The sequence below is a fragment of the Dolichospermum heterosporum TAC447 genome, assembly GCF_024584745.1.
GTDB lineage: Bacteria > Cyanobacteriota > Cyanobacteriia > Cyanobacteriales > Nostocaceae > Dolichospermum > Dolichospermum heterosporum.
The window spans coordinates 1557826-1570648 of sequence record NZ_CP099464.1 but is presented as its reverse complement, the minus strand read 5'-3'; the positions used below and the strand labels follow the sequence as shown (position 1 = coordinate 1570648).

General features: G+C 36.1%; 11 protein-coding genes and 2 pseudogenes. 7 read left to right on the top strand and 6 right to left on the bottom strand.

Features of this window, described 5'->3' with window-relative positions:
- Positions 1-24: 24 nt before the first annotated feature.
- On the bottom strand, positions 25-1017 hold the full coding sequence (gene patR, locus NG743_RS07165; RefSeq protein WP_027404248.1) for a heterocyst master regulator PatR: 993 nt from the start codon (positions 1015-1017) through the stop codon (positions 25-27).
- Between the two features lie 391 nt (positions 1018-1408).
- On the opposite strand from patR, the gene NG743_RS07160 reads away from it, so the two are divergent.
- The 4 genes from NG743_RS07160 (at position 1409) to NG743_RS07145 (ending at position 4543) form a co-directional block, all read left to right on the top strand.
- A complete protein-coding gene (locus NG743_RS07160) occupies positions 1409-2302 on the top strand; it encodes a tetratricopeptide repeat protein (RefSeq protein ID WP_193962915.1) in 894 nt (297 codons plus the stop codon).
- Between the two features lie 533 nt (positions 2303-2835).
- Positions 2836-3612, top strand: a complete 777-nt coding sequence (locus NG743_RS07155; RefSeq protein WP_257121762.1) for a DUF7149 domain-containing protein — start codon at positions 2836-2838, stop codon at positions 3610-3612.
- A 28-nt stretch (positions 3613-3640) separates the two neighbouring features.
- The gene (locus NG743_RS07150; protein WP_257121761.1) at positions 3641-4093 is read left to right on the top strand and encodes a hypothetical protein; all 453 of its coding nucleotides are present in this window, start codon (positions 3641-3643) and stop codon (positions 4091-4093) included.
- A 24-nt stretch (positions 4094-4117) separates the two neighbouring features.
- Positions 4118-4543 (top strand): TaqI-like C-terminal specificity domain-containing protein, encoded by a 426-nt coding sequence (locus NG743_RS07145; protein WP_306459846.1) that lies wholly within the window; start codon positions 4118-4120, stop codon positions 4541-4543.
- 84 nt (positions 4544-4627) lie between these two features.
- Here NG743_RS07145 and NG743_RS07140 read toward each other — a convergent pair.
- From NG743_RS07140 to NG743_RS07125, 4 genes and pseudogenes are all read right to left on the bottom strand, one after another.
- Positions 4628-4762 (bottom strand): annotated as a pseudogene (locus tag NG743_RS07140) (TMEM165/GDT1 family protein); the annotation flags it as partial.
- A 216-nt stretch (positions 4763-4978) separates the two neighbouring features.
- On the bottom strand, positions 4979-5317 hold the full coding sequence (locus tag NG743_RS07135; RefSeq protein WP_027404251.1) for a type II toxin-antitoxin system PemK/MazF family toxin: 339 nt from the start codon (positions 5315-5317) through the stop codon (positions 4979-4981).
- Positions 5304-5528, bottom strand: coding sequence for a ribbon-helix-helix domain-containing protein (locus NG743_RS07130; RefSeq protein ID WP_027404252.1), 225 nt, complete (start codon positions 5526-5528; stop codon positions 5304-5306). The genes NG743_RS07135 and NG743_RS07130 overlap by 14 nt, the downstream gene beginning before the upstream one ends.
- 157 nt (positions 5529-5685) lie before the next feature.
- On the bottom strand, positions 5686-6303 hold the full coding sequence (locus NG743_RS07125) for a TMEM165/GDT1 family protein (RefSeq protein WP_027404253.1): 618 nt from the start codon (positions 6301-6303) through the stop codon (positions 5686-5688).
- A 279-nt stretch (positions 6304-6582) separates the two neighbouring features.
- On the opposite strand from NG743_RS07125, the gene arsM reads away from it, so the two are divergent.
- Both arsM and NG743_RS07115 read left to right on the top strand, forming a co-directional pair.
- Positions 6583-7551, top strand: coding sequence for an arsenosugar biosynthesis arsenite methyltransferase ArsM (gene arsM, locus NG743_RS07120; RefSeq protein ID WP_257121760.1), 969 nt, complete (start codon positions 6583-6585; stop codon positions 7549-7551).
- 618 nt (positions 7552-8169) lie between these two features.
- Positions 8170-9761, top strand: a pseudogene (locus NG743_RS07115) (IS1634 family transposase).
- 142 nt (positions 9762-9903) lie between these two features.
- Here the strand turns inward: NG743_RS07115 and NG743_RS07110 are convergent.
- Complete coding sequence (locus tag NG743_RS07110; RefSeq protein WP_257121759.1) at positions 9904-10806, bottom strand: Rpn family recombination-promoting nuclease/putative transposase; 903 nt, start codon at positions 10804-10806, stop codon at positions 9904-9906.
- A gap of 443 nt (positions 10807-11249) precedes the next feature.
- Here NG743_RS07110 and arsS point away from each other — a divergent pair, with 443 nt between their 5' ends.
- Positions 11250-12224: an arsenosugar biosynthesis radical SAM (seleno)protein ArsS gene (gene arsS, locus NG743_RS07105; protein WP_257121758.1), complete on the top strand. Its 975-nt coding sequence runs from the start codon at positions 11250-11252 to the stop codon at positions 12222-12224.
- Positions 12225-12823: the final 599 nt, after the last annotated feature.

Genomic DNA, 12823 nt, shown 5'->3' with positions numbered 1-12823 from the left:
GACAACTGACAACTGACTAATTACCTAATCCCCAGGTTTAGGCTTTTTAACTGGCTTAGGAGTGGGGGTTTTTGGCACAGGTTTGGTGATGACTGTGGTGGCGGCATCACCTGCTGCCTTTCTAATGGGACGTGGGGCTTCTCCATTGCGTCTGGGAGGGAATGGCTTTCTACCACCACCACCGGCACCACGAGGCGCTCCTTTGAAGGGTGGTCGGCGTTTTTTGGGTAAATCGGCGATCGCTTCGGCATTAACTACTACTAATGCGTCAGCTTCCCGTTTAACATTGAAGTCCCAGAACTTACCCACAGCTTTAGTGGTTAATACGCCCTTGAGTTTCAACTTAAAATATTTAGCTTTATCAGTAGGTTTACGGGGAGCTTGTTTGATTTTCACAACCAAACTCTTTTCGTCAAAGGACTGGTAAACTACCTCACCACGCACAGAAAAACCACCATCAGGAACTGCTGATGAGGGTTTTGGATGAATGCTTAACGCTACGCTACCGTTATCAGAAACTGCTGTCGAATCTGTACCAGCTTCATCTAGTTCATATTTCGCCAGATTTTCTGGTTCCCAAACACCAACAATTTGCAGGTGCAATGCGTCATTTTCTTGTCTAGTGCGGGGATAAACTACCCATAGATGTTCTTTTTCTAGGTCTAAGTGATTTTTGACTAAGCTCATAATCCGACCTAAGAGGACGGCATTAAGTTCAACCCCATCTTTTGTGATTAATGTTCCTTGGGTAAACTGTTCATCACTAGCATGGTAACACCCGCGAATTAACCCAATAGCTCGGTATTGAGTCGGTTCGCTAGGAGGTGGAATTGGTTGTTCTCGATTAGCCAAATGTCCATTAGAGTCAGGTTTGCTAGAGTCAGTGAGAGAACTTTCCAGTTTAGAGGATTGGTCTGCTAATGTATTAGCATTAACAGGGGATTCAATCTCTTTTATGCCTTGGTTAGAGGCTGTGAAATTTGCGGATTCAGAAGACGGCATCAGGTCGGAATTCATAAAAACTCCTTGCGGCACAAGACATACCCCATTGTGGGATTTAATAAAGACAAAGGAAAAGAGCCAGTATGTAGCTGATTAAAGTATATTTCTTTTTAACCTGGCTACTCGCTTAATGCTCTGTACGAAAATCAAGACGCAGAATCCCACATTTATACACTAAATGTGCAATTTAGCGGCTTTAATCCAGTTATGGCTTACGCCAAGCTACGCTATCGGAAGCATAGCATAGCGATAATTCGGACGGGTCTTCCTAAAGTCATCACTTACTTTAGCAGGATAGATATTTATTTGTTATAAAATTCACAGACAAATGACCGTATTCCGCAAAGTTTTGGAAATTTTTAACTTTGCTATTAATTTCATTACCATTGAGGAGCAGAATAATATTGTGTCTGAATCGCGTAATCGCTGGATAGTTAGGGTAGTGTTAGCTTTCGCTGTTGTTGCTTTTGTAGGGGTTTCTATTATACCCATCCTTACAGCGATTAATAAACCCCAATCATCACCACAAAGTCAGCCCACTGCTGACCCTAAAATATCTTCATCGGAGCAAAAGTCAAAACTGGAAGATCAAGTTCGGGGTTATGAATTAGTTTTACAGAAAGATACAGAAAATCAAACTGCACTCAAGGGACTTTTACAAGCACGTCTCAGTTTGTTGAGTCAAAAAAGCCGAGGGGAAGTGAAACCAGCAGATATTCAAGCTGTGATTGAACCTTTGGAAAAACTCGCTAAACTCAATCCCCAACAGTCAGAGTATGGGGTTTTATTAGCACAAGCTAAACAACAAATTGGCGATAAGGAGGGGGCTGCTCAAACTTACCGGACTATTTTAACTACAAAACCGGGAGATTTAAAGGCTTTGCAGGGGATGGTGAATTTGCAATTAAGTGAAAAACGTCCAGAAGCGGCTATTGGCTTATTACAAGAAAGTTTGTCCGCTGCTACTCAAGCTAATACTATTCAACCAGGAAGTGTGGATGTGGTTGCTGTGCAAGTGCTTTTGGGTAGTGTCTACGCTTTTCAAAAGAATGATGATAAAGCTATCTCTGCTTATGATCAAGCGATTAAGAAAGATTCTCAAGATTTTCGCCCCGTTTTAGCAAAGGCTATGCTATTTAAAGAACAAGGTAAGCTTGATGAAGCAAAACCTTTATTTGATAGTGCGACGGCTTTAGCACCGGCTCAGTATAAGGACGAGATTAATAAGGCTGGAGCGGTTTCTGAGCCTACTCCTACGTCTTCACCGACGGAATCACCTACACCTACACCTACTCCGTAAGAGGATGTTTGAAAAGTTTTAAATGTATAAATTGACCCCTCTGGTAAACCTCTCCAGTATTAAATGTTATTCCTTTTCCCTCTCCTAAAAGGAGAGGGTTAGGGAGAGGTGCGGGGAGAGGCTTTAAAAACCCCATTCCAACTAACAAAAGTTTTTCCGCTTCCCTCCCCTACAAGGGGCTACGGTGTACACACATCCTTCCTTACACTAGGTTTTCAGCCATAACAAAGGATGTATTCTCAATCCAGTCCCCCTCCTCGCTTGCGGGGAGGGGCTAGGGGTGGGGTTTTATGGCAACCAACAAACAATTTCTTACTTGTGTGTACACCGTAGCCTACAAGGGGAGGGTCAGGGAGGGGTAGGGAAGGGGGGTAGGGGGGTTAGGTTTTTGGAGATTATGGGTTTTATCTGATACTTTTCAAACAACCTCTAAGACCTTTTTAATTTTAACGGTACATTACGGAATAATTTGTGATAAAGTGCAAGTAATTATCAGTTGTTACCTACACTTTATCACGTTTGAGTTGAGAATAATGAATTTTCATAAAATGCAACCTAGAGAATCATTAAATAAGGCTTTTCTCAAAGTTAAACCTAATAGAAATGATATTGAGAATTTTAAAAAGAATCTGCATAGTTTAATTGAAAAAATTAATGAATCAGAATCAGAAGAATTTCATAAAAATCTGATTGGGGATTTTTTAAAGAATACATATTATGGCACAAATCATTTTATTAATACCAAGGGACGCAATGATTTTGTTATTCATAATGCCAAAGATGCTAAAAGTAAAGTTGGTGTGATTTTAGAAGCTAAAAAGCCCACCAATAAAAGCGAAATGCTTAAAGCTGATAACTTGAATACCAAAGCTTTGCAAGAATTAGTTTTATATTTTCTGCGGGAACGTCTAACAGAGAAAAATTTAGAAATCAAATATTTAATAGCTACTAATATTTATGAATGGTTTATTTTTGACGCTAATAGTTTTGAGAAAGCATTTGTAGAAAATAAAACCCTAGTTCAGCAATTCACTGATTTTGAAGCCGGAAGATTAAGCAGTAAAAAAACTGATTTCTTTTATAAGGAAATTGCTAAACCTGCTATTGATGGAGTTGCAGAAATCACTTTTACACATTTTGATATTCGAGAATATCAACAATATTTACAACCTGGGGAAAATCTTAATGATCATCAACTAATTCCTCTGTTTAAGTTATTTTCACCAGAACATTTATTAAAGTTACCTTTTGCAAATGATAGTAATACTCTCGATAAAGGATTTTATAGCGAGTTATTACATATTATTTAGAAAGAGTTTAATTAATGAGTTTCGCTTTTTGTCCATAGATCAATTTAAGACAAAAATATTTGATGAGGCAACAGTAGATTGTGATATTATTTTGATGGAAAAAAGTAAAGCAGCAGAATATGATGTAAAAATACAATTGAGAAATAAAAATATAATTGAGCTTGTGAATGTTTTATCAAAAAATACTTTATCAAAACAGAAATTTTTTAATTTCCTACTTAATGAAAATCAACTATTGTTGTTAGATAAAATTCATTCAAAATCTCTATTAGTAAAAGATTATTTTGATATTAAAAATGGTGTAAAACCTTATGAAGTTGGAAAAGGTTATCCACCGCAAACTAAAAAAATATTAGATGAAAAACCTTATACTGCTGAAACTAAATTAAACGAAACTTTTCAACCTTTAATTGGTGGACGTTATTTTCATAAATATGTAATTTTATGGAATGATAATTTTTGGATTAGTTATGGTAAATAGTTAGCAGCACCTAGAGAAGAATTAATATTTCAAGCACAAGAAAAACTAATTTTTAGACAAACTAGCGATCATATAGTTGGAACTTTGATTACATCTGGATTTGTGATGCGAGATAATACCCATATTATTCTCAAGAAAGACGATAAATTCAACCTTAAATATCTACTAAGTATTTTGAATTCAAAATTAATTGATTTTGTTTACACTAGCATCAATCCAGAAAAGGGGGAAGCTTTAGCACAAGTTAAATCTTTCCATTTAGGAATGTTACCATTTTATCCAATTTCTCTGGAAGAACAGATTTCTTTTATCCAAATAGTTGAGAAAATCCTCACTGCTAAAAAATCAGATCCCAATGCAGATACAACCGCATTAGAAACAGAAATTGATCAACTTGTTTATCAACTTTATGAACTAACAGCAGAAGAGATTAAAATTATAGAAGGATAAACACCACAAAACCCACAAAACCCAGATTCCCGACTTCTTTAAGAAGTCGGGAATCTAATATCTAACATCTGTTTTCTATGTTAATTATTTTCCTTCTATGGCGGCGACTATCCCAAAGATGATAAATAGAAAGCCGCCGATAAAGGTAATTTGCCGTTCGGAAATTTTACCTGCTATTAATCTACCACCAATAACGGCGATCGCAGCACAAATTGCGTGTAGATGCGGAAATTACAGGAAGTCATACTTTGGCTGAAACTGCTAGTACAACACGGCATAAATAAACCAACCATTCTAAATCGTTAAAAAGCCTATACTGTCTTCGTTTTGACTTTTGACTTTTGACTTTTGACTTCCGCCCTGCGGTACTAGTGGTCTGTCAAATTTCTATTTATGAATGAGGTTTAAGGTCAAGTGTATATGTTTTAATATCTACTACTCCAAAGCTAAATGTAACTTAATAGCATCATTGACCAAATCTATCAACTCTTGACTTAAACACCCTACCACATCTCCTAAAATGCGCTGTTTAGAAATTGTCCGTATCTGTTGCGCTTGTACCTTAGAAGTTTTATATAAACCGGAATCTTCTGGATTTAATAAAACCTCAAAAGGATATACACGACTCATATTAGATGTAATCGGTACAATCGTCACCGTAGTAGAGGCATTATTATTAGCATCATTGCTAACAATGAGTACAGGACGGCGTTTATCCATTTCTGACCCCACTGCGGGACTGAGATTTGCAAGGTATATTTCACCACGTTTCATCTGTTAGCCCATCTCCTACAGTTAAATCCCATTCTGGGTCAAATTCTGCCGCAGCTTCCCGATAAGCTTGCTCTAGTTCCTGATAACGCAGTAATTCTATGGCTAACTCAATTACTTGAGAACGAGATTTACAGCCTTTAGTCAATTTATAATTTTCAATAAACTGCACCAAAGAGGATGGTAAAGAAATGGAAAGTTTTTCAGCTTGCATAGTATTACCAAAAGGTAATTATATTTTTCCTACTTTATAGTAACATAAATAGTGGGGGGTAATACACTTAACATTCAGCGACCAAGAAAACACACAAAAACCCATAACCCCGACTTCTTAAAGAAATCGGGGTTCTAACATCTGTTTTCGATGTTAATTATTTTCCCTCTATAGCTGCGACTATGCCGAAGATGATAAATAGAAAGCCGCCGATAAAGGTAATTTGCCGTTCGGAAATTTTACCTGCTATTAATCTACCACCAATGACGGCGATCGCTGCACAAATTGCGTGTCCTAATATTGCACCAGCGGTGACACCAATGGGGTTATTTCCAGCAGCTAGGGCTATGGTGGCTATTTGTGTGCGATCGCCCCATTCTGCTATAAATGTTAATACGAAGGATTTCAGTAAAATTGACCAAACAGTTTTTTGCTGGGAGTTATTTAACTCTGCTTTGTCTACCGCTTCTTGTGCCTCTTCTGCGACTTCTTCGGTAGCAGATACAGCCATTTTATTGGCATCATAAGTTAACTTCAAACCAAAGGCAATAAACAAAACTATTTCCGCGTAATGAATATAGACTTTTGGTAATAAAGATACTACCTGCCCAAATGCAACTGATAAGATAGTCATAGCCGCCAAAGCAGCCACCACACCAGCAAATACCAAACGCCGGGGGTGGTGCATGGACAATATCACAGCAATAAAAAATGTTTTATCGCCTAATTCGGAAATGGTAATTAGTAATAAACCTGCGGTAAAAGCTGTTAGCACTCTCTCAAACTCCTAAAGGATTTTTTACCTGTGTGGAGTATCAATGAGAGCCATTCAACCTCACTGAACTCCACATAGTTAAATGTGTAGTCAGTGAAGGTCTCGCTTTCAAATACTTTATTTATTCGCTATCTAAACCAGGCTCATCACCAGTATGTTGACTTAGATATACTGAGCAGAAAATTTTGATTTACTGTCAGCAGCTACTCCCCTTCTATTAGTCATGTATAATACTCTTTTTAACAATAAAAGTCAAGCCATAAACCCTAATTTGAGATTATGACCTATTTAGAAACCGCAGCCCAATTTTACAGCCAAGTTGCCCAAACACCAGAAATAGGTCTTTGCTGTGTCCAAAGTACACCTTTACAACTACCAGGACTGAAAATTCCCCTGGCTATGCAGGAAATGAACTATGGTTGTGGAACTACAGTTCATCACAATGAACTCAGTAATGAACCCACAGTTTTATATGTTGGTGTCGGTGGTGGGTTGGAAGCTTTGCAATTTGCTTATTTTTCTCGTCGTCCTAGTGCGATTATTGTTGTCGAACCTGTGGAAGCTATGCGAGAAGCTGCAACCCGTAATTTACAACTTGCTGTAAAGGAAAACTCTTGGTTTGATCCTAGCTTTGTCGAAATTCGTCCGGGGGATGCTTTTAATTTACCTGTTGCGGATGCTTCTGTAGATGTAGTCGCGCAAAATTGCCTGTTTAATATTTTTGAACCAGCAGATTTAACTCGCGCTTTAAAGGAAGCATATCGGGTATTAAAACCAGGTGGGCGCTTGCAGATGAGTGACCCAATCGCTACAAGTCCAATTCCTGCTCATTTACAAAAAAATGAACATTTACGCGCTTCGTGTTTATCCGGCGCACTCACATATCAAGAGTATACTAATCTAATTATTAATGCTGGTTTTGGACAAATTGAAATTCGCGCCCGTCGTCCTTATCGGTTATTAGATAAACAAACTTATAAACTAGAAGAAAATCTACTTTTAGAAAGTCTGGATTCTGTGGCTTTTAAAGTAGATATTCCCGCAGATGGTGCTTGTATTTTTACTGGTAAAACAGCGATTTATGCAGGTAAGGAAAACTTTTTTGATGATAACGCTGGACATATTCTCCAACGCGGTATTCCGGCGGCGGTTTGTGATAAAACAGCGGGAAATTTAGCAAATTCAAATCCTGAAGAAATCATTATTACTAATTCTACATGGTATTATGATGGTGGGGGATGTTGTTAATTTTATGTATGTTTATATTGTTATAGCTTGTGTGACGATGCAAGAGTCATAAGTAATTAGACAAAAATATTTACAGTCATTGCGAGGGAAGGGAAGCAATCACAACCCTGGCGATTGCTTCATTTCACTTCGTTCCATATGGCTAACGCCACGCTGCGCTAACGCAATGACATTGTGTAATTAATTTTGTCTCACTACTTACGCGACGCTATCAGCAAGTTCTAATTAAAACTATGATTCTTGAATTTCTCTTTGTAAAGCCTGAATTTGCTGAAGAGATAATTCTGTAATTTCGGCAATTTGTTCTAACCCACATTCCGCACCCTGAACTGTCACATATCAAAAAAGCCTAGCGAGTAGTACATAATAACTAAAAATCATTCGAAGGGTAAGAGGCTTAATGATAGTAAGTAGCATTAAGCTGGGCATGGAGTGAGAAAGTGGAACTTCGTAACGGGACTGAAAGAAAGAGAAAATTCGATATGATTAAAAAATTAATTGTTCACAAAAGCAAGAAATGAGAGAATCACAATAGAACAAGTAGAGGAATCTGTTGTGAAATTAAAACCCCAAGAAATAGAAATTCAAAACATAGATCATCTAGGGATAGTAGCAGGGATGATAGATTCAATCGGAATAGTAGAAATAATAAATGAATTAATAGGAGTTGAAAAAGACGAGAAAGTAAGTGCAGGTCAAGTAGTAAAAGCCATGATAATAAACGGGTTAGGATTTGTATCGAAACCCTTATATATGTTTCCCCAATATTTTGAAACAATTGCCTGTGAGCATCTAATAGAAGAGTAAAACCAGAATATCTTAACGACGATAAATTGGGGAGAGTTATGGATAAACTATTTATCAAAGGATTGGATACACTATTTTTTATCATAGCCTTAAAAGCAGCACAAAAATTTGGAGTATCACTGTCAACGTCACATTTAGACTCATCATCAATACACGTGCATGGGCAATATAATACAAGTTTACCAGAAGTAATATTTGAGAATCAAAAAGTAGGAAATAACCAAGAATTAGAAGAATTAGCAGTAAAATCACCAAAAGAGATAACCATCACCTACGGTTATTCCCGTGACCATAGACCAGATTTAAAACAATTCATCATAGAAATGATATGTTCAGGAGATGGAGACATACCAATATTTTTAAAACTAGCATCAGGAAACCAAACAGATTCATCATGCTTTGGTCAAATAGCAGTAGAATATCAAAAACAATTAGAAGTTAATAGTCTCATCGTTGCTGACGCTGCTTTATATACAGAATCAAACCTGAAAATGATGTCAGAATTACGTTGGTTATGTCGAGTACCATTAAGCATAAAAGCAGCAAAATCATTAATATCAACATTACCAGAATCAGAATTTATTGATAGTACAATACCAGGATATAAATTAGCATCAAAAACCGAAAATTATGCAGGGATAGAACAAAGATGGTTAGTAGTGCAAAGTCAAGAAAGAAGAGAATCAGACCTGCGTAAGCTCAGACAAAAAATTACCAAAGCAGAATCAAAAGCTGTGAAAGATTTGAAAAAGTTATCACAAGAGAGATTTGCTTGTGAGGCTGATGCTATCAAGGCATTATCAAAATTATCAAAACAATTCAAATATCATCAAATTAACGAAATTTTGGTTACTCAAATCAAATTTAAGACAAAAGATTCTTCAGAAGAAATATCTTACCAAATATCAGCTACAGTTTCCGAAAATGAAAGTAAAATTAATACAGAATTGCTGAGTGCAGGACGTTTTATTATTGCTACGAATGCTTTAGATTCAAATGAACTTAGCAATGATTCCATGCTGAGTGAATATAAAGCTCAACAGTCTTGTGAGCGGGGGTTCGGTTTTCTTAAAGACCCATTATTTTTTGCAGACAGTATTTTTCTCAAAAGTCCTGAGAGAATAGAGTCTCTGGGAATGATTATGGGTTTATGTCTACTGGTTTATACTTTGGCTCAACGTCAAATTAGAAATGCTCTGAAAGATTCTAAATCAACAATTAAAAATCAATTAGGTAAAGCAACTGACCGTCCTACTTTACGCTGGATTTTTCAATGCTTTCAGTGTATTCATTTAGTTGAATATAACAACGAACAACACGTCTCTAATTGGACTCAAGATAGGGATTTTATTCTGAATCTTTTACCAGATGATTGTTTTCATTACTATCAATTAGCCACTTAATTCTTCTCTCCATTAATTTAATTAATATCAGATTTAGGAGCTAATCTGTTTGATTCATTGCTCTATTTTACTATGTCTATAATTTCGTTTTTTACTTCAATTTATTAGTCTAACTTATAATCTGTATCTTGAATATCTTCATTTATTTATCTTTTTCTCCCTCTGGGTGGTGTTCATTCTTGTTGCTCCTTATTGACAATGGGTTTTGATGCCATTTTTGGTGTTTTTCTTTTTTGCCAATGTATTTTCTCGATAATATGTTATTTTTTATTCTCAATTTTATTTCTTGCCTATGTAATTCCACTCCTGTGACAGTTGGGGTGCGGAATGTGGGTTCTAAACTCATGCCAATTCGTAACAATTTTAAAGCAAACAGTTTTGTTGTTTCAGCTTTACCTTCTTCTAAAGCTTCTTGATAAACTCTGGTTTGTTTCAACTCACTTAAACCTAACATAGCTTCAATCTCCTTTCTGCTTCTTTTGGGTAATTTATAGACGATAATTGTCTCAATCAGATTAATTAAATCCCGTTTGATTTTGGTATCAGTTAGTTGTTGGTTTGCTTGTGCAATTAAGCGTCTTGCCAATGCTGGTGCAGCTTTCTCTGTTTCTATTACCAGTTTAACAACTCCTACCCCTAAAGAACTCTCTCCCAACTCATCTAAATAAATGCGTGTAACTCGTTCAAGCAGTAAGATTTCGCCAAATTGTAGATTCTGTTCTCTTTCTATATTACGACTAGGATAGATGATTACAGCTTGCCAAGGATGAGGAGTTTTGTATTGTCGCAGGTAGAGAAAAAGCTCTGCAAAGAGACGATAATATAAATCATCATCGGGTTGAAATTGAACCTCGACAATGTAAAATGGTTTTTTAGGATCTTTGGTGGTTGGTAAAAATAAACCGTCTAAACGAAAAGCCAGTTGTTTAACTTCACGAGAGGTAAATTCATAAACATCTGCTTCTGTGGGAGAATTATTAATTAATTCAAAAAAGATGCGAGGAAATGCTTGAAATAAGCTATAGAAAATTGTATCGGTTTTCACGGTAATTGAATAATTCTTATATCTAATCTAGCTAAGGTTTCGCGCAAAGAGGCAAAGGAGTAAAGACGCAAAGCCAGAAAACTCTTGTTCCCAGTCTCTGACTGGGAATGTCATCTTAGAGGTTCTACCTCCAGGTATAATAGAGGCAGAGCCTCTTAACTACATTCCCACGCAGAGCATGGGAACGAGATGTCTAAATAAATGCGTGCAACTCGCTCAAACAACAAGATTTCCCCAAATTGTAAATTCTCTTGCTTTTCCTCGTTCCCAGTCTCTGACTGGGAATGTCATCTTAGAGGTTCTACCTCCAGGTACAATAGAGGCAGAGCCTCTTAACTACATTCCCACGCAGCATTATCAATAGTCTGTCACTTCCCCCTGTCTCTTAGGTTAAATGACCTTTAAAACATCCTTTTATAGAAATTCGTGCTGGAGATGCTTCTATGATTACACCTTTTTTTCAACAGCTAAATTCACCTTTAACAAAGAAGGAAATTAACGTTTTACAAATTAATTTGGGAAAACGTTGTAATTTAGCTTGTAACCATTGCCATGTGGAAGCTAGTCCCAAAAGAACAGAGGAACTGACACCGGAAATTTGTCAACAGTTAATTATCTTAATTGAGAAGTTTCCCGAAATTAAAATTGTTGATTTAACTGGTGGCGCACCAGAAATGAATTATGGTTTTAAGCCATTGGTAGAAGCTGCTATAAAGGCAGGTAAACAGGTAATTGTGAGATCAAATTTGACAATCTATTTTGTGGAGGGATTTGAGGATTTACCAGATTTCTTTGCTCAACATCAAGTTAGAATTGTGGCTTCTCTTCCTTGTTATTTAGCAGATAATGTGGACAAAATGCGGGGAGATGGTGTTTTTGATCAATCTATTCAAGCTTTGCAATGGCTGAATAAATTAGGTTATGGTCAAAACCCAAATTTAGTTTTAGATTTGGTGTACAATCCTCCATTACCAAATAGTGAAAATTTTTCTTTAACTCCCGAACAAGAAAATTTAGAAAAGGCTTATAAAACCTTTCTGTCGAAAAAGTTTGATATTCGATTTAATCATCTTTTCACAATTACTAATATACCTGTAGGGAGAACAAAGTTTCATTTAGAACGAAAACAACTTTATTCTAGTTATTTACATTTTTTAGAATCTCACTTTAACCCAAAAACAATTGATGGTTTAATGTGCCGTGAACAACTTTCTATTGATTATTTAGGGAATATTTATGATTGTGACTTTAACCAAATGATGAATTTACCTGCAAAAACTAGCAATGGTGAAAAGTTGACGGTGAGCAAATTATTAGAAATTGGTAGTTTAGATATAATTAATGAAATCCAAACTGCTGAATATTGCTATGGTTGTGCTGCGGGGTGTGGTTCTAGTTGTGGTGGTGCTATAGTATAAAGTGACAAATATTAAGAATATATATATCATGAAAAAATTACTTTGTGAAGAAATTTGCGGTAGTTGAACTTCTAATTTTTAGATGCAGTATGATGAAGTCAGAGTTAAGTCTCCTCACACCACATTTTTTGTTAAGCCGTGAATTTATTTTTTCACGGTTTTTATTTTTCCCTGTGTTCTCTGTGTTCTCTGTGGTTCGTTATTCCCTGACTCGTGCGTAAGTCATAAATATCACTCAAATTAATAACATTGACAGGTTGTTCATCACTTTTTTGTCAATTTGTCAATAGGGAATTTTTGCGATCGCCCAAATTAGATCATTTCTGAGTAAATTCATGGCTAAAATTGTTGAGGGAATAGCTATGAATTTTGTAAAGTTTTGTATGAGCCTGGGAAATTAATTTCTGAAACTACTGTCAATAAAGGGTTTGAGACTAGAATCTTCTGAAAGATCCAAAATTGACAATAATAACCTAATTATGAAATTATTTGAAATAATAGCAAATCGCTGAAAGTATAGCAACCTGGTTAATAAATAGAAAAGATTCTCAATTAATTATTAAGGAAACATAGAGGCAATTGCTAAAAGTTATAAATAT

What these genes read in the sequence shown, in the direction of transcription:
- patR (WP_027404248.1), bottom strand. Translation starts at nt 1,017, where the DNA reads ATGAATTCCGACCTGATGCCGTCTTCTGAATCCGCAAATTTCACAGCC.
- NG743_RS07155 (WP_257121762.1), top strand. Translation starts at nt 2,836, where the DNA reads ATGAATTTTCATAAAATGCAACCTAGAGAATCATTAAATAAGGCTTTT.
- NG743_RS07135 (WP_027404251.1), bottom strand. Translation starts at nt 5,317, where the DNA reads ATGAAACGTGGTGAAATATACCTTGCAAATCTCAGTCCCGCAGTGGGG.
- NG743_RS07130 (WP_027404252.1), bottom strand. Translation starts at nt 5,528, where the DNA reads ATGCAAGCTGAAAAACTTTCCATTTCTTTACCATCCTCTTTGGTGCAG.
- arsM (WP_257121760.1), top strand. Translation starts at nt 6,583, where the DNA reads ATGACCTATTTAGAAACCGCAGCCCAATTTTACAGCCAAGTTGCCCAA.
- arsS (WP_257121758.1), top strand. Translation starts at nt 11,250, where the DNA reads ATGATTACACCTTTTTTTCAACAGCTAAATTCACCTTTAACAAAGAAG.